The 21,649-nt window shown below is 60.1% G+C and carries 21 protein-coding genes; 4 read left to right on the top strand and 17 right to left on the bottom strand.

Annotated elements, in window-relative coordinates:
• Positions 1-19 precede the first annotated feature (19 nt).
• The gene (locus PMI27_RS28135; protein WP_008149580.1) at positions 20-1,438 is read left to right on the top strand and encodes an FAD-dependent oxidoreductase; all 1,419 of its coding nucleotides are present in this window, start codon (positions 20-22) and stop codon (positions 1,436-1,438) included.
• Positions 1,439-1,682: 244 nt separating this feature from the next.
• Positions 1,683-2,750 (top strand): uroporphyrinogen decarboxylase, encoded by a 1,068-nt coding sequence (gene hemE, locus PMI27_RS28140; protein ID WP_008149581.1) that lies wholly within the window; start codon positions 1,683-1,685, stop codon positions 2,748-2,750.
• A gap of 56 nt (positions 2,751-2,806) precedes the next feature.
• Here hemE and PMI27_RS28145 read toward each other — a convergent pair whose 3' ends face one another.
• The 3 genes from PMI27_RS28145 to PMI27_RS28155 form a co-directional block, all read right to left on the bottom strand.
• Positions 2,807-3,451, bottom strand: coding sequence for a retron system putative HNH endonuclease (locus PMI27_RS28145; protein WP_008149583.1), 645 nt, complete (start codon positions 3,449-3,451; stop codon positions 2,807-2,809).
• Positions 3,448-4,719 carry an AAA family ATPase gene (locus tag PMI27_RS28150; protein ID WP_008149585.1) on the bottom strand — a complete coding sequence of 424 codons (1,272 nt, stop codon included), beginning with the start codon at positions 4,717-4,719 and terminating at the stop codon, positions 3,448-3,450. Before PMI27_RS28150 ends, PMI27_RS28145 begins: the two co-directional genes overlap by 4 nt.
• Positions 4,720-4,797: 78 nt before the next feature.
• Positions 4,798-6,075 (bottom strand): MFS transporter, encoded by a 1,278-nt coding sequence (locus PMI27_RS28155; RefSeq protein WP_033052967.1) that lies wholly within the window; start codon positions 6,073-6,075, stop codon positions 4,798-4,800.
• Between the two features lie 118 nt (positions 6,076-6,193).
• On the opposite strand from PMI27_RS28155, the gene PMI27_RS28160 reads away from it, so the two are divergent.
• Together PMI27_RS28160 and PMI27_RS30080 are read left to right on the top strand one after the other, a co-directional pair.
• Complete coding sequence (locus PMI27_RS28160) at positions 6,194-7,090, top strand: LysR family transcriptional regulator (protein ID WP_008149588.1); 897 nt, start codon at positions 6,194-6,196, stop codon at positions 7,088-7,090.
• A gap of 97 nt (positions 7,091-7,187) precedes the next feature.
• Positions 7,188-7,571, top strand: a complete 384-nt coding sequence (locus PMI27_RS30080; protein WP_008149591.1) for a type II toxin-antitoxin system PemK/MazF family toxin — start codon at positions 7,188-7,190, stop codon at positions 7,569-7,571.
• A 208-nt stretch (positions 7,572-7,779) separates the two neighbouring features.
• Here PMI27_RS30080 and PMI27_RS28165 read toward each other — a convergent pair whose 3' ends face one another.
• Genes PMI27_RS28165 through PMI27_RS28225 form a run of 14 tightly spaced genes read right to left on the bottom strand, consistent with a single transcriptional unit; the run spans position 7,780 to position 21,643 of the window.
• Positions 7,780-9,006 (bottom strand): beta-ketoacyl-ACP synthase, encoded by a 1,227-nt coding sequence (locus PMI27_RS28165; protein WP_008149593.1) that lies wholly within the window; start codon positions 9,004-9,006, stop codon positions 7,780-7,782.
• Positions 9,006-9,734, bottom strand: a complete 729-nt coding sequence (fabG, locus tag PMI27_RS28170; RefSeq protein WP_008149595.1) for a 3-oxoacyl-ACP reductase FabG — start codon at positions 9,732-9,734, stop codon at positions 9,006-9,008. The genes PMI27_RS28165 and fabG overlap by 1 nt, the downstream gene beginning before the upstream one ends.
• Positions 9,731-10,192: a hotdog family protein gene (locus tag PMI27_RS28175; protein WP_008149597.1), complete on the bottom strand. Its 462-nt coding sequence runs from the start codon at positions 10,190-10,192 to the stop codon at positions 9,731-9,733. Before PMI27_RS28175 ends, fabG begins: the two co-directional genes overlap by 4 nt.
• Entirely contained in the window at positions 10,189-11,385 is a 1,197-nt protein-coding gene (locus PMI27_RS28180; RefSeq protein ID WP_008149599.1) for a beta-ketoacyl-[acyl-carrier-protein] synthase family protein, read from the bottom strand. The genes PMI27_RS28175 and PMI27_RS28180 overlap by 4 nt, the downstream gene beginning before the upstream one ends.
• Positions 11,382-11,987, bottom strand: coding sequence for a hypothetical protein (locus tag PMI27_RS31955; protein ID WP_008149601.1), 606 nt, complete (start codon positions 11,985-11,987; stop codon positions 11,382-11,384). The genes PMI27_RS28180 and PMI27_RS31955 overlap by 4 nt, the downstream gene beginning before the upstream one ends.
• Positions 11,987-12,712, bottom strand: coding sequence for a class I SAM-dependent methyltransferase (locus PMI27_RS28185; protein WP_008149603.1), 726 nt, complete (start codon positions 12,710-12,712; stop codon positions 11,987-11,989). The genes PMI27_RS31955 and PMI27_RS28185 overlap by 1 nt, the downstream gene beginning before the upstream one ends.
• Positions 12,709-13,956, bottom strand: coding sequence for an NAD(P)/FAD-dependent oxidoreductase (locus PMI27_RS28190; RefSeq protein WP_008149605.1), 1,248 nt, complete (start codon positions 13,954-13,956; stop codon positions 12,709-12,711). The genes PMI27_RS28185 and PMI27_RS28190 overlap by 4 nt, the downstream gene beginning before the upstream one ends.
• Positions 13,943-15,100, bottom strand: a complete 1,158-nt coding sequence (locus tag PMI27_RS28195; protein WP_033052983.1) for a hypothetical protein — start codon at positions 15,098-15,100, stop codon at positions 13,943-13,945. The genes PMI27_RS28190 and PMI27_RS28195 overlap by 14 nt, the downstream gene beginning before the upstream one ends.
• Positions 15,100-17,439 (bottom strand): MMPL family transporter, encoded by a 2,340-nt coding sequence (locus PMI27_RS28200; protein WP_008149610.1) that lies wholly within the window; start codon positions 17,437-17,439, stop codon positions 15,100-15,102. Before PMI27_RS28200 ends, PMI27_RS28195 begins: the two co-directional genes overlap by 1 nt.
• Positions 17,423-18,025: an outer membrane lipoprotein carrier protein LolA gene (locus PMI27_RS28205; protein ID WP_008149612.1), complete on the bottom strand. Its 603-nt coding sequence runs from the start codon at positions 18,023-18,025 to the stop codon at positions 17,423-17,425. Before PMI27_RS28205 ends, PMI27_RS28200 begins: the two co-directional genes overlap by 17 nt.
• Positions 18,022-18,447, bottom strand: coding sequence for an acyl-CoA thioesterase (locus tag PMI27_RS28210; RefSeq protein ID WP_008149615.1), 426 nt, complete (start codon positions 18,445-18,447; stop codon positions 18,022-18,024). Before PMI27_RS28210 ends, PMI27_RS28205 begins: the two co-directional genes overlap by 4 nt.
• Positions 18,440-19,984 (bottom strand): HAL/PAL/TAL family ammonia-lyase, encoded by a 1,545-nt coding sequence (locus tag PMI27_RS28215; protein WP_008149617.1) that lies wholly within the window; start codon positions 19,982-19,984, stop codon positions 18,440-18,442. The genes PMI27_RS28210 and PMI27_RS28215 overlap by 8 nt, the downstream gene beginning before the upstream one ends.
• Entirely contained in the window at positions 19,965-20,912 is a 948-nt protein-coding gene (locus tag PMI27_RS28220) for an LpxL/LpxP family acyltransferase (protein WP_008149619.1), read from the bottom strand. The genes PMI27_RS28215 and PMI27_RS28220 overlap by 20 nt, the downstream gene beginning before the upstream one ends.
• Positions 20,909-21,643, bottom strand: coding sequence for a glycosyltransferase family 2 protein (locus tag PMI27_RS28225; protein ID WP_008149620.1), 735 nt, complete (start codon positions 21,641-21,643; stop codon positions 20,909-20,911). The genes PMI27_RS28220 and PMI27_RS28225 overlap by 4 nt, the downstream gene beginning before the upstream one ends.
• Positions 21,644-21,649 lie beyond the last annotated feature (6 nt).

Here is a 21,649-nt window from a genome sequence, read left to right as displayed (position 1 = left end):
GTTTGATGAGGTTTTAACAATGGCTGAACGTCTGAATAACGACTTCCAGTTCATCGATGTCGGGCGCAAAGATCCGAAGAAGAAACTGTTGCGTCAACGCAAGAAAGAGTTCGTGGAGATCTACGAACCGTTCAAACCCCAGCACTCGGCCGATCAGGCTCACCGTTGCCTGGGTTGCGGTAACCCGTATTGCGAATGGAAGTGCCCGGTGCACAACTTCATTCCGAACTGGCTGAAGCTGGTGGCCGAGGGCAACATCCTCCAGGCCGCCGAGCTGTCGCACCAGACCAACACCCTGCCGGAAGTGTGCGGCCGGGTGTGCCCGCAGGATCGTCTGTGCGAGGGTGCTTGCACCCTTAACGACGGCTTCGGCGCGGTGACCATCGGTTCGGTCGAGAAGTACATCACCGACACCGCGTTCGCCATGGGCTGGCGCCCGGACATGTCCAAGGTCATACCGACCGGCAAGCGTGTTGCGGTGATCGGCGCAGGCCCGGCAGGCCTGGGCTGTGCCGACGTGCTGGTCCGCGGCGGCGTGACCCCGGTGGTGTTCGACAAGAACCCGGAAATCGGCGGCTTGCTGACCTTCGGCATCCCTGAGTTCAAGCTGGAAAAGACCGTGCTGAGCAATCGCCGCGAAGTCTTCACCGGCATGGGTATCGAGTTCCGTCTGAACACCGAAGTGGGCAAGGACGTGACCGTCGAGCAACTGCTCGAAGAGTACGATGCCGTGTTCATGGGCATGGGCACCTACACCTACATGAAGGGCGGCTTTGCCGGTGAGGATTTGCCGGGCGTGCATGACGCGCTGGACTTCCTGATCGCTAACGTGAACCGCAACCTGGGCTTTGAAAAGTCGCCGGAAGATTTCGTCGACATGAAAGGCAAGAAGGTGGTGGTGCTGGGTGGTGGCGACACGGCGATGGACTGCAACCGTACGTCGATTCGCCAGGGCGCCAAGTCGGTAACCTGTGCTTATCGTCGTGACGAAGCGAACATGCCGGGCTCGCGCAAAGAGGTGAAGAACGCCAAGGAAGAAGGCGTGAAATTCCTCTACAACCGCCAGCCAATCGCGATCGTCGGTGAAGACCGCGTCGAAGGCGTGAAGGTGGTCGAGACCCGTCTCGGTGAACCGGACGCCCGTGGCCGTCGCAGCCCCGAGCCGATCCCGGGTTCCGAAGAGATCATCCCGGCTGATGCCGTGGTCATCGCGTTCGGTTTCCGTCCAAGCCCGGCATCGTGGTTCGAACAGCACAGCATCCAGACCGACAGCCAGGGCCGCGTAGTGGCCCCGGAGCAAGGTCAGTACAAGCACCAGACCAGCAACCCGAAAATCTTCGCCGGTGGCGACATGGTTCGCGGTTCTGACCTGGTGGTCACGGCGATCTTCGAAGGCCGCAATGCCGCCGAAGGGATCCTGGATTACCTGGGCGTTTAACCCCTCAATCGCGGCAAGCCTCGCTCTGTAGGAGCAAAGCTTGCTCGCGATAGCATCACCGCTGTGTTCAGGTTGACCGAGGTGCCTGCATCGCGAGCAAGCTATGCTCCTACGGGGGTTGAAGTTGTTTCGGCAGGCAGTTCCACCGCGACAAATTGACCCGATAGACAAAAGGCTGACCTGCAACCGTGCCTTTTGCGTCGCGCTCTGAGAAAATGCCCGCACTTTTTTTCCGGATGCCGACATGACTGCCCTGAAGAACGACCGTTTCCTTCGTGCCCTGCTCAAGCAACCCGTAGACGTCACGCCTGTCTGGATGATGCGTCAGGCCGGTCGCTACCTGCCGGAATACCGCGCCAGCCGTGCCAAGGCCGGCGACTTCATGAGCCTGTGCATGAACCCGGAGTTCGCTTGCGAAGTCACGATGCAGCCGCTCGATCGCTACCCACAACTGGACGCGGCGATCCTGTTCTCCGACATCCTGACCATCCCCGATGCCATGGGCCAAGGCCTGTACTTCGAAACCGGTGAAGGTCCGCGCTTCAAGAAAGTCATCAGCACGATGGCTGACATCGAAGCGCTGCCGATTCCTGATCCTCACAAAGACCTCGGCTACGTCATGGACGCGGTCAGCACCATCCGCCGCGAACTGAACGGTCGCGTGCCGCTGATCGGCTTCGCCGGCAGCCCATGGACTCTGGCCACCTACATGGTCGAAGGCGGCTCGTCGAAAGACTACCGCAAGACCAAAACCATGCTCTACGACAACCCGCAAGCCTTGCACCTGCTGCTGGACAAGCTCGCGCAGACGGTCACCAGCTACCTCAACGGCCAGATCATGGCCGGGGCGCAAGCGGTGCAGATCTTCGACAGCTGGGGCGGCAGCCTTTCGGCGGCGGCGTACCAGGAATTCTCCCTGGCCTACATGCGCAAAATCGTCAGCGGCCTGATCCGCGAACATGAAGGCCGCAAAGTGCCGGTCATCCTGTTCACCAAGAACGGCGGCCTGTGGCTCGAAAGCATTGCTGATGCTGGCGCTGATGCGCTCGGCCTGGACTGGACCTGCGACATCGGCAGCGCCCGTGATCGCGTCGGCAGCAAAGTCGCCCTGCAAGGCAACATGGACCCGACCGTGCTCTACGCCAAACCAGAAGCCATCCGCACCGAAGTCGGTCGCATCCTCGCCAGCTACGGCAAGGGCAGCGGCCACGTGTTTAACCTCGGCCATGGCATCACCCCTGAAGTCGACCCGGAACACGCCGGCGCCTTCCTGCGCGCGGTGCATGAACTGTCGGCGCAGTATCACGAGTGATCGTCGCCCAATAAAAAACGCCCGGCTTATGCCGGGCGTTTTGTTTGTGTTGGTTTTTAGCGGCCTAGGAGTTGTTCGGCGTAGCGGGCGATAATGTGGTCGAAAGGTTTTTGGTCGCGGATATCGGTAGAACGAATTGCAGCAACGAGACGGGTCAGCTCTTCCTCGCTGGCCTGTGTGATGAACTCCTCATCGAACAACAGTCGGATTGTGTTCTGACGGCGATTGTTGAGATATGCAATGTCGAGTGCTAACACTTCAATCATCTTCGTTGCCGGCAGATCGGTAGATACTGTCGGTTGGATTTCACCGGTTCTCAGGTATCGAAAACGTAGTTCACATTGCTCGTCCATTGGGGAGATATGCTGCGCTTCATCAAACCAGTTGCCCTTACGGTGGCCGCAGTGCAATGGATTGCCAGGTTTTGTCTCGCGAAGGCAAGAGGCATGGAGGTTTTGATACTCCAGTGCCAACTCCCCATAGTGTTCTTGGGGCTTGAAATGCTCGATATGACTGCTGCTAGCATCTATTTCTCTACCGCAGTAACAACAAAAGTAGCCTTGTTCTTGCAGTAGATTCGTGTGCAAATCACGCTTCTGCGGATTTTGTAAGTTGGAGTACGTTGGACTCCAGTCATTGTTCGCTGTAGATTTCCAGGTTGTAAACGACGCGGGTTCAGTTCCTTTGATCACTCGTTTCATTTACCGAGGATCTCCTTACGCCTGATCAAAGCTTCCGCACCCGCAAATTCTGGTAAGTCAGGGGCTTGTTTCTTGAGCGCTTCTAGTTGTACTTTAGCCTTTTTAAGGTCGTTATCCTCGAGTGTAGAAAACAACTTAGACAACAGCGCTTCAATTTTTGGCTCACGTTGGGAGACGTCCATCACCTCCTCAAGCACGCTGCTAGAGTCCAGCCCATAAGTTACGCGGGGGTGAGACCCGTCTCCGTTATTCAGCACGATAACTTCTTCCGGTTTCAGGCTACCGATGATTTGCGGTGAATGGCTGGCGGCGATGAACTGCACCTTAGGGAAGGCTGATTTTAATGCAGCTACGATGCTTCGTTGCCAAGAGGGGTGCAGGTGGATATCAAGCTCATCGATGATAATAATACCGACGGTTTCAGCTAATGCTTTTTGGCCAAAATGAGGATTTAGAAGACAGATTCGACGAGCAATGTCTGCCATTAATGCGATCATTGCGCGCTGGCCGTCGCTCAGTTGGTTGAAAGGAAGTGACTCCTTTGTATCAAGGTCGACCATCAGGCTGCGAAGGGTTATGTCGTAGCGAAGTCCATGTGAATTAGGAAGTGCCTTTTTGAGCGCTGAGTTTACTAGGGATAACTCATCATCGAAATGTTTGATCGCCCCTTCGGTTTCCGAAACTTTTTGAAGGCGTTCTAGGGTCTTTCCAATGAACCAGCTCTCAAAGTCGGTAAGGTTCGCCGCGGCATCGAACCAGTTCTCATAGCCGTGCAGGCGTGATACCCGTTGACTGGCAGCTGATTCCGCGGTCACACCTGATATTGCCCACCGTCTGTTTGCTCTATAAAAAGCAAGTATTGGTAGATCTAGATTATTTTCAGTGCCCAGCAGATTCTTTTTCTCTGTGAGTACTTTAAGTACGTTCGCATCTGCACTCGCGGATCCATCGTTACGTAATTTTTCGATAACCCAGTTTGATAAACCGAAGATGCATCCCTCTGCTTTAAGTTGCATCGGATAACATCTTTCAAATCGGACTCTTCCTTGGTGTTTGTCAATCGCGAAACGTATCAACTCTTCGTCTAAAGGTACGAAGTACCCATTGAACGCGTTACTGAAGTCGGTAAGGCAAGTTGCTATCGCTTGTAATAAGGAGGTTTTGCCACTCCCGTTAACCCCCACCACCAGATTGAAACCCGGCTGAAAGTCGAAAGTGGCATCTTCGTAGCAACGAAAATTCTGAATGTTGAGACGGTCCAGGCGCATTCTGGCTTCCCTTTACCAAGACTGACGAATGCCGTCAGTGTACCTTGGCTCGCGATTACCGCTAGGGCGCAGTTGTGGCTAAACCTGTGCTGTGCCCGGCAACGGCGGTAACTTCGCCAGTTTCAGCGCCACCAGCAGCGCAATCACCAGCAACCCGCCAATGAACAACCCGATCCCGTTCCACCCGCCCAAGTGCCAGAACACCCCGCCCGCCGTCCCGGCGATGCTCGAACCGGCGTAATAGCTGAACAGATAAAGCGACGATGCTTGCCCTTTGGCCTTGATCGCCCGACGGCCGATCCAGCTACTCGCCACCGAATGGGCGCCGAAAAAACCGAAGGTGAAGATCAGCATTCCGATGATCACCACCGGCAGCGGCGTGAGCATGGTCAGGGCGAGGCCGGCGATCATCAGCACGATGGTCGCCCACAGCACTTTGCGACGGCCGAGCTGGTCGGCCAACGAGCCGATTTTCGCTGAGCTGTAGATACCCGACAGATACACCACCGAGAGCAGCCCGACGAAGGCCTGATCCATGTGGTACGGCTCGGCCAGCAGGCGATAGCCGATGTAGTTGAAGAGGGTGACGAACGCGCCCATCAGCACGAAGGCTTCAAGGAACAGCAGCGGCAGGCCGGCATCGCGAAAGTGCATGGTGAAGCCGTCAATCAGGCTGCGCGGGTGCAATGAGCGGGCGCGGAAGTTGCGCGACTCGGGGAGGATTTTCCAGAACACAGCCGCCGCGATCAGCGCCAGACCACCGATCACCAGCATCGCCGTGTGCCAGCTGACGAAGTCGATCAACACGCCAGTGATCAAGCGTCCGCACATCCCGCCAATCGCGTTGCCGCCGATGTACAAGCCCATGGCCAGGCCGATGTGTTGCGGATGGATCTCTTCACTCAAGTAAGTCATGGCAACCGCTGCCAGGCCACTCAACGACAACCCTATCAGCGCCCGCATCACCAGCACGCCGTGCCAGCTCGGCATCATGGAACTGGCGATTGTGCAGAGCGCGGCAGCGAACAGCGCGGCGACCATCACCGGTTTGCGCCCGATGCGATCAGAGATCGGGCCGGTGATCAGCAGACCAATGGCGAGCATGCCGGTGGCGACCGACAGGATCAGGCTGCTCTGGGCGGCGTTGATGGAATACTCATGGGACAGCAGCGGCATCATCGGTTGCACGCAATAAAGCAGGGCGAAGGTCGCGAAGCCGCCGGAGAACAGCGCCAGCACCGTGCGCATGAACATCGGCGTGCCTTTTTCGATGTAGATCTCCTTTAATTCGGCGACAACATCGTCCACCGCTGCGGGCGGAACTTCATGGGCAAGTGGAGCAACAGCAGTTTTCACTTCGGACCTCGGAGGGCGCAGCCGGTCAGGTAATGAAAAAAGCATATAGCTGCCTAATGATTCAATCCAATATATTGTTCGACCTGTTTGATAGGTTTAACGACCTAATGGAGTTTTCATGGAATTGCGTCACCTGCGCTACTTCATTGCTGTTGCCGAAGAACTGCACTTCGGCCGCGCTGCCCAGGTGCTGGGCATCTCGCAACCGCCCCTGAGCCAGCAGATTCAGGCGCTGGAGCAAGAGGTGGGTGCGCGGTTGTTCGAGCGGACCAATCGTCGGGTCGAGCTCAGTGAAGCCGGCCGGCTGTTTCTGGAAGAGGCGCGGCTGGTGTTGGCGCAGGTCGACAAGGCGGCAGATGTTGCGCGGCGGGCGCAGTTGGGTGAGCTGGGCGAACTGAAGATTGGCTTCACCTCGTCGGCGCCGTTCAACTCGACCATCCCTCAGGCGATCTTTTCGTTTCGCCAGCGATTCCCGGCGGTGCACCTGAACCTGCGGGAGATGAGCAGCACCCAGGTAGCGGATGCGTTGGTGGATGAGTCGATAGAGGTCGGGATCATGCGGCCGCTTGGGTTGCCGGACTCGCTCAGCGTGGTGGAGCTGATGCGTGAGCCACTGGTGGCGGTGCTCAGCTCCAAGCATCCATTGGTGACCGATAGTGAAGAAGGCTTGTTTCTGTCAGCCCTGGCCCTCGAGCCTTTCGTATTTTTCCCACGCAGTTATGGCAGTGGTCTGTACGCACAATTGCTCAGCCTGGCCCGGGATGCCGGTTTCAGTCCGCACTTCGCGCAAGAGGCGGGCGAGGCGATGACGATCATTGGGTTGGTGGCGGCGGGGTTGGGTGTTTCGGTGCTGCCGGCGTCTTATCAACGGATGCGCATCGAAGGGGTGGTTTATCGGCCATTGCTTGATCCAGAGGCGGTGTCGGCGGTGTGGCTGGTGCAGCGCAAGGATCAGAAGTCGCCGATGGCCAAGGCGTTTGTGGAGTTGTTGACGCGTAAGGTTGAAGGAATCTGAGTAAGTTACCGCACTTGGGACATCCTAAGTTACGGATCCGCCTTAGGGATTTATCCGATTCTTGCGCAAAATCGATTTCTTTCGATGAGTGCCATGGATGCCACTTCTATATCAGCCCAAGGAAGGCAGCGTGCTGATTTGCGATTTCAGGGGCTATGAAGTCCCTGAGATGATCAAGGTCAGGCCCGTTGTCGTGATACGTAAGCATAGAACGAACAGCTTGCTGGTAACGGTTGTGCCGTTGAGTACTACCGCTCCGGATCGCGTACTTGAACATCATCTGGAACTTCAAAGTCATCTCCAAGGTGCGAGTCCTATCTGTTGGGCAAAGTGCGATATGGTTGCGACAGTAAGTCTCTCCAGACTCGACCGGATCAAAAGCCGAGACCGTCACGGGAAGCGCATTTATGTCATTTCACAACTTGAAACAGATGAGTTCTACGCAATCAAAGTCGCAGTGCGCAGCGCCCTAGGACTGTGATGGCATAAGGTATGGTGTGGTCGGGCGAACTGCCATCCGTTGCCCCAGGTTCAATTTCAAGCAATACTGCCCGCGTTCCCGAAAGGGGCTTGTGAGACTCTGAGGATCCTGGGTAACCAGCCATCGCAGAGCCAGACAGGTACAGGGCGATGACAAGCCGGCCTGTTTGTGAAGGGGCGCCGAAAGGCGCCCTTTGTCGTTTCTGGCGTTACGACCAGCGCCGGAAAATCAGCGACGTATTAACCCCACCAAACGCAAAGTTGTTGTTCATCACATACTGATTACTCATCTGCCGGAACTCGCCGCGCAGGTAATCGAGTTTGCCGCAGTGCGGGTCGACGTCGTCGAGGTTGAGGGTGTGGATGTACAGGTCGCGGTTCATCATTTCGATGCTGAACCAGGATTCCAGTGCACCGCAGGCTCCGAGGGTGTGACCGAGGAAACTCTTTTGCGAGCTGATCGGCATGTGCTCGCCGAACAACGCGCTCGTTGCCAGTGTTTCGGCAATATCGCCCTGTTCAGTGGCCGTGCCGTGACCATTCACGTAGCCGATGTCCGAAGGCTGCAGCCCGGCGTCTTCCAGCGCCAGTTCCATGGCTCGGCGCATGGTGACCTGCTCTGGGCGGGTGGCGTGCTGGCCGTCGGCGTTGCTGCCGAAACCGACGAGTTCGGCGTGGATGTGCGCACCGCGAGCCAAGGCGTGTTCGAGTTCTTCGAGCACCAGCATGCCGCTGCCTTCACCGATCACCAGGCCATCGCGGCCACTGTCGTAGGGGCGTGGGGACGTCTGCGGCGCATCGTTTTTCAGGCTGGTGGCGTAGAGCGCGTCGAAGACCATCGCTTCGGTGGGGCACAGTTCTTCGGCACCGCCGGCGAGCATCAATGGCAGGCGACCGAACTTGACCGACTCGTAGGCATAACCGATGCCCTGGCTGCCGCTGGTGCAAGCGCTGGAGGTCGGGATCAGCCGGCCGGTGAGGCCGAAAAAGATGCTGATATTCGCCGCCGTGGTGTGCGGCATCATGCGCACATAGGAGTTGGCGTTCAGGCCCTCGGCCACTGAGTTGAGCAGCATGTTGCCGAACGCCTTGATCTCGTCGGTGCTGCCGGTGGATGAACCGCAGGAAACGCCCATGCGCCCGTCCTTGATCGATTCGTCACCCAACAGCCCGGCATCGGCCAATGCCTGTTCTGCCGCGCCGACCGCCAGGCGCGAGACCCGGCCCATGCTGCGCAATTGCTTGCGGGTCCAGTGGCTCGGCACTTTGAAGTCGTCGATCGGCCCCGCCAGGCGCGTGTTGAGTTCGGTGAAGCGATCCCACTCGTCCATCCGGCGAATGCCGCTGCGATTGGCCGCGAAGTTGCCGACGATGGTGGCCCAATCGCTGCCCAGTGAGGTGATACCGGCCATGCCGGTGACGACGACGCGCTTCATCAGCACAGGCCTCCGTTGACGGCCAGAACCTGCCGGGTGATGTACGACGCTTCCGCCGACATCAGGAAATTCACCGCGCTGGCCACCTCTTCCGGGGTGCCCATGCGTTGTGCGGGGATCATTTTCATCATTTCTTCCACCGGCACGTTTTCATCGAGCATCGCGGTGTCGATCAAGCCGGGTGCGACACAGTTAACAGTAATTTTGCGCTTGCCCAATTCAATCGCCAACGCCTTCGCCGCGCCGATCAAACCGGCCTTGGAAGCGCTGTAGTTGACTTGGCCACGGTTGCCGATCAACCCGGAAACCGAGGTGATGCAAACAATCCGTCCGGCGGCGCGACGACGAATCATCGGCATCATCACCGGGTGCAGCACGTTGTAAAAACCGTCGAGGTTGGTGCGCATCACCACGTCCCAATCATCTTCGGTCAAGGCCGGAAAAGCACCGTCGCGCGTCAGGCCGGCGTTCAGCACCACGCCGTAATAGGCGCCGTGGGTTTCCACGTCGGCTTCGAGAATGGCTTTGCAGTTGGCGCGATCGGACACGTCGAATTGCACAATGCGCACGTTGCGCCCCAAGGCTTCGATTTCGGCCTTCACGGCTTCAGCGTCCGCCAGGCCACTGCGGCAATGCAGCACGATGTCATGCCCGGCCTGGGCCAGACGCAAAGCGATAGCACGGCCGATGCCACGGCTGGAACCGGTGATCAGTACGGATTCAGTCATGGCTGGGTTCCTTGGGTTTCATGAAGGTATTGAGCAGCCTGAGGCGGACGGAACACGTTCAGACGAGCGGTGGCGTGAATGCCGGGGGCGGTGATGTGGCATTCGAACACGCCCATGCCGTTGTCGTCCTCCAGCGAGCGGATGCCGTGGATGGTCAGCTCGGTGCCGGCGGGGAAGTGCTCGACGTTGCATTCGAATTTGCGGGTGCCGAGCAGAAACCCCAGCTCCACCGCATCGCCTCGCTGGCGCGCATGGCAACCGGCGTAGGCGGCGACGCTCTGGGCCATTAGTTCGATGCCGACCCAGGCCGGCAGGCTGCCGTCCGGGCGGTTGAACAGGCCATCGGGTTTGACCGTGAGGCGGGTGTAAATCTGCTCATCATCGAACGACAGGATCTGCTCGATGAAGATCATGTCGCCAGCGTGCGGCAGCAGCTCGGCGATCGGCCAGTCAATCATGGGGCGTCTCCGATAATCAGGCTGACGTTATTACCACCGAAGGCAAAGGAATTGCTCATCAGATAGCGAGGTGCAATGGACGTCAGGCGATCGGCCGGGGTCACCCAATTCAGGGCTGGCAATTGGGGATCCGGTTGGCCGTCCCAGACGTGGGGCGGCAGGGCGTGCTCGCGATTGCCTGCACTCAGGCTCAACCAGCAGAACGCCGCTTCCAGGGCGCCGGCCGCACCGAGGGTGTGACCGGTCATGGGTTTGGTCGATGAACACGGCACCCCCGCCGGGAACAACGTCGCCACCGCCAGGCTTTCCATGGCGTCGTTGTGTTGGGTGGCGGTGCCGTGCAGGTTCAGGTAATCGATCTGTTGCGGCTGCAGTTGTGCTCGGCTCAAGGCTTTGCGCATCGCTTGCAGGGCGCCGCGGCCGGTCGGTTCCGGTGCGGAAATGTGGTGTGCATCGGAGCTGGCGCCACTGCCGAGCAGGGCAATCGGCTGGCTGTCGCCGACATTTTTGCTCATCAAAAACAGCACCGCCGCTTCGCCTATGTTGATGCCGTTACGGTTCACCGAAAACGGGTTGCAGCGTTGCCCGGACACCGCTTCCAGCGCCGAAAACCCATTGAGGGTCAACTTGCACAGGCTGTCGACACCACCGCACAGCACAGCGTCGCACATGCCCAGGTCCAGCAGTCGCTGAGCACTCATCAGCGCTCGGGCGCTGGAGGTACAGGCCGTGGAAATCACATAGGCCGGGCCGCTCAGTTGCAGCCAGTCGGCGAGGAAGTTCGCCGGGGCGCCGAGTTCCTGTTGCTGATAGTCGTAATCGGCCGGGAACTGATGCTCGCGGATGTAATGGGCCAGGCTGCGACTGGCTTCGTCGATGCCCGAGGTGCTGGTGCCCAGAACGATACCGATGCGGTCGCGGCCGTAGGTCTGGATCGCCTGGTCGATGTCTTCGCGAATTTGCAGCGCGGCTTCCAGCAGCAATTGATTATTACGGGTGTCTTGCGGCGCAAGCTCAGCCGGGATCGGCGCCAGTTCGCCTTGGACCGCGGCCACGGGCAGCGACCGTTCCGCCACCCAGCCAGCCTCATTGCGCATGCCCGAACAGTCACCGGCAAACAGGTTGCGAGCGACTTCGGACTTGTCACGGCCCAGGGCGCAGATCACCCCGAGGGCATTCAGGTAGGCCGTCATGGCGCGTCCTCGCTGAGCGGAGTGACTTGATATTTCGGGCCTTTGGGCAGGTTCAATTCAAAGCTCATGGGTTGTGAGTAACGGACTTCCCAGTGCGCTGGCAAGGACCGTTGCGAGCCATGCTGCCACGCGGCGGGATAGTTGCCCGACAGTTCATCTTTTGGGGTCAGTGCAAACAACAGCGCGGCGAACAGCTCTCGCGCTTCCGGATTGGGCGGTAGCAGACCGTCAGCCTGCCACTCGCCATCGACCAGTTTCTGGCGCGCCTGTGGAATGCCCAGCAAGTCCATCATCGACCAGCGAATGCCAGGGCCTTCACGCTGGATCACCAGCACCCAGTCCTGCCGTTGGTCGGCCACCAGACGCTGGATGTGCAATTGCAGCGGCAACGCCAGGTTCGGGGTTTGCTCAGGCAGCGGCGCCCGGCTGGCACAGGCGCTCAGCAACAGGACCGCGCCAAGTAGCAAAAACCTCAGGATGCCGGCTATCCCTGTGGGAGCGAGCCTGCTCGCGATGAGGGCACTACATTCAACAGTTATGCTGGCTGACCCACCGCTATCGCGAGCAGGCTCGCTCCCACAGGTTTGAGTTGCAATGAACATCACACAACACCTTCAAGGGGTTTGCGCGCGACCACATTGACCAGGGTTTCTTCCCGTTGGCCGAAGGGCTTTGGCCGGCGCAGACCCAAGCGTTCAAACAGGCCGAAATCCTTGGCGCGGCTCCACCACAAGTATGGATAAGACACGTTTTGCGGGCCGAGTTCGAAACCCTGCTGGCGAATCATGTCCAGGTACCCGGCGGCGCTCTTTTGCACGTGCATCGGATGGCGGAACAACCAGCGGATCACCCAGGTATCAATGTAAGCCTCGGTGGATTCGGCGAACAGCAGATAGCCACCGGGCTTGAGCACGCGGTAGAACTCGGCCAGTGCCTGTTCCTGCTGCACCAGATGGTGGAAGGTCTGGTGACAGAACAGCAAATCGACGCTGGCGTCCGGGACGTTGATGCTCGCGCAGTCGCTGCCGGTCAACTCCACCGCCATGCCCTGACGGACGGCTTCTTCGCCGGCCAGGTTCAGGCTGTGCGGGTCGGCGTCCAGACCGATCAGGCGCTGGGGGGCAAAGGTCTGGCGCAAGTACTGGAACGACTTGCCCTGACCGCAACCGGCATCCAGCAGCACCGGGTTGCTCGGCGGTGTTTCGCTGAACAGGCTGCGCAAATCGGTGATTGCCACTCGCAGAACATGGTGCTGCCAGGTGTGGCTGCGCAGGAACCAGAAACCAAAGCGGGTTTCTTCGACGTAGGTGTCGCTCAAGTAGCTCATGTGGCGTCCTTTGCACAGAGCTCCGAGAGCATCCGCAGCCGGCGCTTGGGTTCGGCGACGAACGGATTACGCTCGTCCCAGGCATAACCGGCGAGGATCGAACTGATCATGCGGCGAATATCCGGCGAGCCGCCCTCAAAATAAATCACATCCTGGAACGTCCCGGCGTACCAGCCTTCGACGTAGCAACGGAACGTGTCGACGCCGCGTTTGAGCGGGATGGCGAACTCAGTCTGCCAGTCGACATTTTCGCCTTGCAGTTGGCGATGCAGAACCCCGGCGGCCATGCTCGCCGAGCGCATGGCGATGGTCACGCCGGAGGAGAACACAGGGTCGAGGAATTCCGCTGCGTTACCAAGCAGGGCAAACCCTGGCCCATGGAGGGTTTTGACGTTGGCCGAGTAGCCGCCGATGGTTCGGGCAGGCGTGTCCCACACGGCGTTGTTCAGCACGCCGGCCAGGCTTGGGGTTTCAGCGATGAACCCGCGCAGGCACTCATCCAGATTCTCCATACGGCCTTCGAAGTGTTCGGCTGCCGCGACCACGCCCACCGAACAACGGCCGTTGCTGAACGGGATGGTCCAGAACCAGATGTCGCGGTGGATCGGATGGGTGGTGATGAGGATTTTTTCCCGTTCGAAGGCCGGGTTGTCGATGTGGTCTTCGACGTGGGTGAACACGGCCTGGCGCACCGGGAAATTCGACGGCGCTTCAAGGTCGAGCAAGCGCGGCAGCACACGGCCGTAGCCGCTGGCATCCAGCACGAAATCGGCTTCGACGCGGTACTGACTGCCGTCTTCGCGAAGCACGTCGAGCTGCGGTTTCGGCAGGTTGAAATCGGCGCTGACGATGGCTTCGCCGTAACGAACGTCCACGCCTTGCAGCGCGGCTTGATCGGCCAGCAGCTTGTCGAAATCGGCACGCTGGACCTGGAAGGTGGTCGGCTTGCCGTTGCTGAACGTCTCGCCGAAATCAAAGGCGCTGTATTGCTCGCCCCAAGCGAATGCCGCACCGTTTTTCAACTGGAATCCGGCGGCGTTCACCGCCTCGAGCATGCCGGCTTCTTCGACGAAATCCAGGCAGTGGGACAGCAGGCTTTCACCGATGGAAAACCGTGGGAAATGCTGGCGTTCGATCATCAGTACGTCATGACCTTTGCGCTTGAGCAGCGCGGCGGCGATGGCGCCCGATGGACCTGCACCGATAACCACGACCTGGCGATGTTCCATTTCAACTGTTGGCACGGGGGCTCCTTGCCGGGACGGCGATGTTCAAAGGGGTTCGGTGCATACCGGCGAGTGCCGGCAGCAGTGTCGCGATCAGGCCCATCACCATCAGCGCGAAGTACAGCGCCGGGCTGATGAGTTGTTGTTGCTGCAACAGGTTGAGAAAGACGATCTCGCTCAAGCCACGAATATTCAGCAAGACGCTTTCCCGCCAGCGACTGGCGCCTTCAAACGAGGCACCGGCCCAGCCGAGGCCCAGCCAGTTGCCCAGCAGTTTACTGGCAATCGGGAACAGCAGCAGTGCCGCCAGTTGCACCCAGCCGAGGCTGGCCATGGCCGCGTGGACGTTGATTTGCACGATGCCGAACGTGAGGATCAGCGGGATCGCGATATACGTCTGCAAGTGACTCATCCAGATCACCGGCAACGGCAGCACCAGCGGCACTTTGAGCGCGGCCATCCACAGCAGGTAACCGATGCCGAAAATCAGCGCATTGAGCTTGAAGTGTTCCGCCACGACCAGCAGTGCAAAGAAGCAACCGCTGTGCAGCAACGGTTGGCGCAAGCGCAGCAGACGCAGCAGCAACGGCAGGCAGGCGCCGGCCAGCGGCAGCAAGAGGCTGCTCAGGTGCAGGCTGCCCTGGGCGATAGCGAACAGGGTCCAACAGGTGAGGTCGATCAGGATCGCGGTCTGCACCAGTCGCCGGGTAGCGGCAGGCGGGTACTTGATGTGTCGCAGGTACAGATACAACACCGGAATCGCCGTGATTGCGAACAGCAGGCCGACTGCCAGCGAACTGATCCAGGGTTGCGGCGGTAACAGCCAGACTGCTGTCGCGAGACCGCAGGCAAATGGAATGGAGAAACTCGGCAGGGCGATTTTCAGGCTCTGACGGTCGAGTCGCAGGTCAATCACGTCACTGAGAATGTGCCCCAGCAACAAGGCAAAGCCCAGGCTGTAGACATTTTTCAGCCAGGCCGGCGCGACCAGTGCGGCGCCGCTCAATTGCCACTGCGGTTCGATCCAGAAGTACATCAGCAGCGGCAGGCCGAAGGTGGCCAGCAGCAACTGGCTGACAATCGGGATCACGCCGAAGTGACGACCGACACGGGTGGCCGCGGCGAACAGCGCCAGGGCCATGACCCAGAACACGGCGATCATCATGTTGCCGACTCCGTGACCGGGGCGGTGTGAACCTGGCGTCCGGCCCACGGCGCAAGGATGAAGCTGTACGCCAGGCCGAGGCTCACCGACAGACCGAAGTTGCTCACCGCCGGCGTGCTGGACACCGCCAGCAAACCGAACGACAGCCAGGTGGTCAGCGCCGCCAGCAAGGTGCCCAGCAGGCTCACGGCAGCGCCGCCGACCTGTTCACGCATGAGGATCGCGTAATCGACGCTGATGGCCGTCACCAGCAGCAGGCCGAACAGGCTGAACAGCGTCAGCGGTTGCCCCAGCCAGCCGAGACTGGCCAGGCTGCACAGCGCGGCCAACAGCGGCAGCGAGACGATTCGCAGCGCGCCGCCGAAACCGAACGGCAGGATCAGCACCAGCACGATCAGCACACAGGAAGCGAGTTTCAACTCTGCGGCACTGATCTGGGTGTCGGCGAACACCTTGTTCAACTCACCGAGGCGATCCACCAGTTCCACGCCCGGCAAATCCAGAGCCTGGACTCGCAACAAGGAAGGGTTGTTCAAGCCTTGCAGACTGACCATCGCCGCTACGCCGTCATCGGTCGGTCCCAGCCATAGCGTGCGATAGGGTTCGGCCAAAGGACCGACCAGCGCCGCATCGATGTCTTCGGTGGGCAGTGCCTGCAACTTCGTGAGCTCTGCTTGCAGCGCCTCGGCCGGCACACCGACATCGAGCAGCGGTTGCCAGAATTGCGGCAGCTTGTTCAGCGCTTCACGTACTTTCTGCTGTTCGGTGGGTTGGCTGACCAATTGATTGAGGGACAGATAACCCTGGAGTTTTTCCAGGTTGACCAGCTGATCCAGTCGCTCGTTCAGCGCGGTTTGGCGTTCCAGCAGTTGCTGCTGATTGGCCGCGCGCACCAGAAAGAACTGGCTGGTGGGTTGATAGCCGGTGATGCGTGCAATGGTTTGTGCTTCGTCTGTCAGTTGCTGCGGTGCACCGACCCATTGGCGAATGTCGTTTTTGGTGTCGAGCTGCAACAGGCCGCCCACACAAAAGGCAATCAGCAGCGCCAGCAGCACCGGCGTACTCGCGAGTTTGAGCAGCGCTTCACGGCACCTCAGCAAATACTCGGCCACTCGCAGCGGCCACTGCGCTGGACGCAAATCTGTGCCCTTGAGCAGTGCCGGCAGCAGGCACACCGCGGACAAATAAGCGCCGAGCAGACCGGCGGCAGAGAACACGGCAATCTGGGTCAGCGCCGGGAACGGTGTCCAGGCCAGGGCCAGGTAACCGATGCAACTGGTGATCAGGCTCAGCGTCAGGCCCGGCAACGTCAGGCGCAGGGCCGGCCAACTGTGCCAGGGTTTCAGGCTCCAGCTCTTGGACAGGTAATGCAGCGGGTAATCGACCGCTACGCCGATCAGGCTCGAACCGAGCACCAACGTCATCACATGCATATGGCCGAACAGCGCCACACAGGCCACCGCGCCGAAAAGCATGCCGACCAGCACCGGGACGAAGGCCAGCAACACCCGCCAGCGCCGGAAGGCCAGCAGCAACAGCAATAGAATGCCCGCCGTGGCACCGCCACCGACCCAGGTCATTTCCCGGGTGGCTTGTTTTTGCCCACTGGCCGCATAGAGCAAGCCGCTGGCGGCAAGCAATTGAACGTTGGCCTGGGCGGCTTCTTCACGGCTGTGCTGGAGCAGGTCGGCCACTTGCAGCGGCAGGTTCATGTCGAAGGCGTTGCCCGTGGTGCGCGAGCGCAGCAGCACCCAACTCTTGCCGTCGGCATCGGCGACCAGCGCACCGCTGCCGATGTCCAGTTGCACTGAACCGTGCTGCGGCTGGCTGTTCTGGATGCGTCCGGTCAGGCCCAGCCAGTCATCCTGGCTCGGCACCAGACTGAAACCGGTGAAGGGGTCGAACAGCGCTTGTACTCGCTGCTGGATAAAGGCGTCGGGATGCTCGATCAGTTGCTGTCTATCAGCCGCTGAAAGCATTGCCAGTCGGCCATTGAGCAATTGAGTGCGCAGCGCCGGCAAGTCGGCTTGCAGGTTCCACTGAACCTTCTCGAACAAGCCGCTCGCCTGCCATTGCTCACCCAGTTTCTGCGCCATCGCGACTGCTTGCTGGCGATCGCTGTGGCCGACCAGCACCAGCATTTCGCGGTTCAGTGGTTCTTGCATGCGTTGTTCGGCGCGCAGTTCCAGCGCGTCCGGCGCCGTGCCCGGCACCAGTTCCATCAGGTTGGCCGACAGCGGTGCGCCGTCACGCCATTGCCAACCGGCGAGCGCGAGCACCGCCAGCAGCAGGATCAGAAACAGCCGTGGAAGCCTCCGTTCATTCGGCAAAGTCATGTTGCTCCGCGTCGCTCAACGGTTGGAAGCGGGTGCTGTTCTGCATGCGCAAGAGGGTGCTGTCACCCTGGGTTTCGAGCAGCTCGATGCTGTGCACCAGTTCGCCGCCGTCAATGTTGATCTGAGTGAACACCTGCTTGAGCAGCATGGAGCGCGGGGTCAGCGTCAGCTTCCAGTTCTGTGCGTCGCCGCTCAGTGAAAGCTCGAAATCCCGTTGCAGCCCGCTGCTGTCGCCTTGCAGTACGGCGAGGAACAAACGGTTCTGCTCGGCGCCGGCACTCTTGCTCGGCAGCATTTGCCAACCGTTGGCGTCACGCCGGGCAATGCCTTTGGCGCTGATGCGGTAATCCTGTTGCAGCGGGGTTTTCAGCAGCCAGAGCAAACCGTGGTTTTTAGCGAGGACGAAAGTGCCCTTGCTGGTCAGCGGCTGGGGCAGGGCACGCAGGTGTTTTTCCTGAATGAAATTGCCGTGGATCACGTCAGGCTTGGCCAGTTGATCGCTGAGCTGTTGCAGATCGAATGCATGAGCGATCGATGACAACCCAAGCAGCGCCAATGCGCCGAGGCATTTGAAGAACGGGTTCATGCGAGCATCCTTTCAACAGCGTCGGTGAAGACCTTGGGTGAGGCCAACTGCATTTCGCGGCTGCTCATGTCGACGGCGACCTGCACGGAACTGGCGCGGGTCAAGCGTTCGCCGGTTTCCAGATCGCTGATCAGGTAGCTGATCTTCAGACGGTTCTCCCATTCCACCAGATTGGCCCGCACGTTGAGCTTTTGGCCAAACACGGCGCCGCGCACATAACGTAATTGCAGATCGATCACCGGCCACGCGTAACCCGACTCGACCATGGCCGAGTAGTTGTGGCCGATCTTGTCCAGCAGCGCGCAGCGGGCGACTTCCAGGTATTTGATGTAATGGCCGTGCCAGACGACGTTCATGGTGTCGACATCAAAGAACGGCACGAGGATTTCCGTATCGGTGTGAAGCACTCCCTTGCTACGCATGCAGCCTCCAGTGTTGCTCGGCGATGCGTTGCAGACACAGGCGCAATTCACCTTCCAGCGCGCGGTCTTCGATGACCGGCGGGAAGTCCTTGGCCAACTCTTCGTGCATGGCCGCCAGGGCTGGCGGCAATGGACGTGCATCCTCGGCCTTGCTGCGCAGCCAGACGCCTTGGTTGGCGGCCAGCAGGGTGGCGGCGGCGACCTGTTCGGTCAGTTCCAGCACGCGGATCGCATCGCGGGCGGCGATGGTGCCCATGCTCACTTTGTCCTGGTTGTGGCACTCGGTGGAGCGCGAGAAGACGCTGGCCGGCATGGTGTTTTTCAGCGCTTCGGCGGTCCAGGCGCTGGTGCCGATCTGCACGGCTTTGAAACCGTGATTGAGCATCGCGCGATCCGCGGTGGCGCCGGACAGGTTACTTGGCAGACCATGGTTGTAACGCTCGTCCACCAGCAAGGCGAGTTGACGGTCGAGCAGGTCGGCGACGTTGGCCACCAGGTTTTTCAGGCTGTCCATGGCGAACGCAATGTGGCCGCCGTAGAAGTGCCCGCCGTGCAGCACGCGCTCGGCTTCGGCGTCGATGATCGGGTTGTCGTTGGCGCTGTTGAGCTCGATCTCGATGAACGAGCGCAGCCAGTTCAGGCTGTCGGCCAATACGCCGAGGACGTGGGGTGCACAACGCAGGGAATAACGGTCTTGCAGACGATGCAGCGGTGCTGTCGGCGCGTCGATCGCCAGATCCTTGCGCAGCCACGCGGCGACTTGCATTTGCCCCGGATGCGGTTTGGTGGCGAACAGGCGCTCGTCAAAGTGCTCGGGGTTGCCTTGCAGGGCGACCACGTTCAACGCGGTGATGCGCGTGGCCAGTTGCAGCAGGTAATCGGCGCGGGCATAGGCCAGGCACGCGAGACCGGTCATGACGGCAGTGCCGTTCATAAGCGCCAATGCTTCTTTCGGGCGCAGTACCAACGGCTCCCAACCCAGTTCGCGGTGCACGTCGGCCGCTTGCCGGCGTTCACCCCGGAACATCACTTCGCGCTCGCCGGACAAGGTCGCGGCGACATAGGACAACGGCGTCAGATCACCGCTGGCGCCCACCGATCCTTCTTCCGGGATCAGCGGCAGAATGTCGTGTTCGAGGAAGGCTTGCAGGCGTTCCAGCAGTTCCACGCGCACCCCGGACACGCCGTGGCACAGCGACTGCAAGCGCGCCGCCAGCACCGCGCGAGTGGCCTGCGCATCAAGCAGTTTGCCCAGACCGCAGCCGTGGAACGTGTACAGATGACGGGGCAACGCCTCGACGTGATGCAGCGGCACCGCGACCACGCAGGAATCGCCGTAGCCGGTGGTCACGCCGTAGATCACACCTTCCTTATCCAGCAGGGAGTCGAGGAATCGCGCACCCTTGGCAATACGCTCGCGGTACGCAGGGTCGCTTTGCAACTGCGTCGGCACCTGACGGTTGGCCAGGGCCAGCACGTCTTCGATGCGCAAAGGGAGTTCGCCGAAGGTTACCGGCTCAAGCGTTGGCGTCGTCATCGGTCTTCCAGAAAGGGTAAAAGTTGAACCATTGTTGGGGCGCTTCAAGGCAATAGTGACCCAAGCGTTCGGCATAGCGGGAGGCCCACTGATGAATGACCTGCTCGCGGTCGCTGCGCTTCCACACCACGGCCTCGGCGAACGGTTCGAGGGTCAGTCGATAGTCGCCCGTCGGTTTCTTCAGGCACAGCATCAGGTTGATCGGGCATTTCAGCAGACCGGCCAGCAACCAGGGCCCCTGAGGGAACGCGGCTTGATGGCCGAGGAAATCCACCGTCACGCTGCGCCCGCCGTGCAGCGGCACGCGATCGCCGGCAATCGCCAGCCATTCGCCGCGCTCCAGGCGTTCATGGAGTTGCAGCATGATCAGCGGGTCCAGCTCGCTGACTTGAATCAGCCGCAAATTGGTCGCGCCAGCTTCACCGAGCAAACGGTTGAATTGTTCGGCGTGCTTGGTGTGCACCAGCACGTTCATCGTGACTTTTTCGCCGATCTCGGCCAGCGCACGGCAGACCTCGAGATTGCCCAAATGCGCGCCTACCAGCATCTGCCCGCGGGTGCCGCGCAGTTGATTGCGCAGCAAGGCCGGGTCGATGATTTCGATCTGCTCGATGCTCAACTTGCCGTTCCAGACGTCGAGCTTGTCGAGCATCGAGTCGGCGAAGGCCATGAACTGTGCGAAGACTCGCCAATGGGTCGGGCGCAATTCATTGCGACCACTCCAGTCGGCGAGCCGCTGCTGGTATTGCCAGGCGCTGTGACGGGCGCTGCGCCCGAACAGGAAAAAGTACAGAACGATGCCATACAGCAGCGGGCTCAGCAGCCGACGGCCCAGCACTTTGGCGCAGAGTGCGGTGAATTTCATCAGCCAGAAACTGCCGCGCTCTTCGCGATCAGCCCAGTGCTTTTTATCAGCGTGAGTGCTCATGCTCGCCACCGTCGCCAGAGAATCACTGGCGCCCGCAGCAACATGCCGAAGAACAACCGGGTGTGCATGCTCGTAATCAGCACGTTGTCGTGGAACAGGCGGAAATGCGAGACGCCATCCAGCGGGTAATGGACGTTGGTTTGCAGCCATTGCATAGGCAGATTGCGCCAGGCCAGTCGTACCAGAATGTCCGAGTCGAAGTCCATGCGCTTGCCGATCTTCGCCGAATCGATCAGCGCCAGGGTCGGTGGTAACGGATAGACGCGGAAGCCGCACATAGAGTCGCGAATCTGCAACGACAGGGTGTTGATCCAGACCATGACGTGAGTCAGGTAACGGGCGTACAAGCGACCTTTCGGCACGCTGGCGTCGTATCGCGGATAGCCGCAGATCACCGCCTCGGGATGGGCGCGTGACAGTTCGATGAAGGTCTGGACGTCTTGCAGATCATGCTGACCGTCGGCATCCACCTGCAAGGCATGGCTGAAGCCCAGGCGCGAGGCTTCGCGAAAACCGGTCATGACCGCGCCACCCTTGCCCTGGTTGGCGCCGAGCCGGACCAGGAACACCTTGTCGCGCAGGGCCAGTTGATCGAGCACCTTTGCGCAGGCCGGGCTGCTGGCATCGTCCACCAGAATGCATGGCAGGCTGCTGGCGAGCAGCGCATCAACCACCGTGGTGATGGCGGTTTCGTGGTTGTAGACCGGGACGATTGCGCAGGGGCTATGCATGTTGGG

Origin of the sequence: Pseudomonas sp. GM41(2012), assembly GCF_000282315.2 — a bacterium.
GTDB lineage: Bacteria > Pseudomonadota > Gammaproteobacteria > Pseudomonadales > Pseudomonadaceae > Aquipseudomonas.
The sequence above is the reverse complement of the archived record's forward strand: the minus strand, read 5'-3'. Positions and strand labels throughout refer to the sequence as shown.

Bases quoted from the DNA above. Each gene is read 5' to 3' on its own strand.
- PMI27_RS28135 (WP_008149580.1), top strand. From the start codon at position 20: ATGGCTGAACGTCTGAATAACGACTTCCAGTTCATCGATGTCGGGCGC.
- hemE (WP_008149581.1), top strand. From the start codon at position 1,683: ATGACTGCCCTGAAGAACGACCGTTTCCTTCGTGCCCTGCTCAAGCAA.
- PMI27_RS28145 (WP_008149583.1), bottom strand. From the start codon at position 3,451: ATGAAACGAGTGATCAAAGGAACTGAACCCGCGTCGTTTACAACCTGG.
- PMI27_RS28150 (WP_008149585.1), bottom strand. From the start codon at position 4,719: ATGCGCCTGGACCGTCTCAACATTCAGAATTTTCGTTGCTACGAAGAT.
- PMI27_RS28160 (WP_008149588.1), top strand. From the start codon at position 6,194: ATGGAATTGCGTCACCTGCGCTACTTCATTGCTGTTGCCGAAGAACTG.
- PMI27_RS30080 (WP_008149591.1), top strand. From the start codon at position 7,188: ATGCCACTTCTATATCAGCCCAAGGAAGGCAGCGTGCTGATTTGCGAT.
- PMI27_RS28165 (WP_008149593.1), bottom strand. From the start codon at position 9,006: ATGAAGCGCGTCGTCGTCACCGGCATGGCCGGTATCACCTCACTGGGC.
- fabG (WP_008149595.1), bottom strand. From the start codon at position 9,734: ATGACTGAATCCGTACTGATCACCGGTTCCAGCCGTGGCATCGGCCGT.
- PMI27_RS28175 (WP_008149597.1), bottom strand. From the start codon at position 10,192: ATGATTGACTGGCCGATCGCCGAGCTGCTGCCGCACGCTGGCGACATG.
- PMI27_RS28180 (WP_008149599.1), bottom strand. From the start codon at position 11,385: ATGACGGCCTACCTGAATGCCCTCGGGGTGATCTGCGCCCTGGGCCGT.
- PMI27_RS31955 (WP_008149601.1), bottom strand. From the start codon at position 11,987: ATGTTCATTGCAACTCAAACCTGTGGGAGCGAGCCTGCTCGCGATAGC.
- PMI27_RS28185 (WP_008149603.1), bottom strand. From the start codon at position 12,712: ATGAGCTACTTGAGCGACACCTACGTCGAAGAAACCCGCTTTGGTTTC.
- PMI27_RS28195 (WP_033052983.1), bottom strand. From the start codon at position 15,100: ATGATCGCCGTGTTCTGGGTCATGGCCCTGGCGCTGTTCGCCGCGGCC.
- PMI27_RS28200 (WP_008149610.1), bottom strand. From the start codon at position 17,439: ATGACTTTGCCGAATGAACGGAGGCTTCCACGGCTGTTTCTGATCCTG.
- PMI27_RS28205 (WP_008149612.1), bottom strand. From the start codon at position 18,025: ATGAACCCGTTCTTCAAATGCCTCGGCGCATTGGCGCTGCTTGGGTTG.
- PMI27_RS28210 (WP_008149615.1), bottom strand. From the start codon at position 18,447: ATGCGTAGCAAGGGAGTGCTTCACACCGATACGGAAATCCTCGTGCCG.
- PMI27_RS28215 (WP_008149617.1), bottom strand. From the start codon at position 19,984: ATGACGACGCCAACGCTTGAGCCGGTAACCTTCGGCGAACTCCCTTTG.
- PMI27_RS28220 (WP_008149619.1), bottom strand. From the start codon at position 20,912: ATGAGCACTCACGCTGATAAAAAGCACTGGGCTGATCGCGAAGAGCGC.
- PMI27_RS28225 (WP_008149620.1), bottom strand. From the start codon at position 21,643: ATGCATAGCCCCTGCGCAATCGTCCCGGTCTACAACCACGAAACCGCC.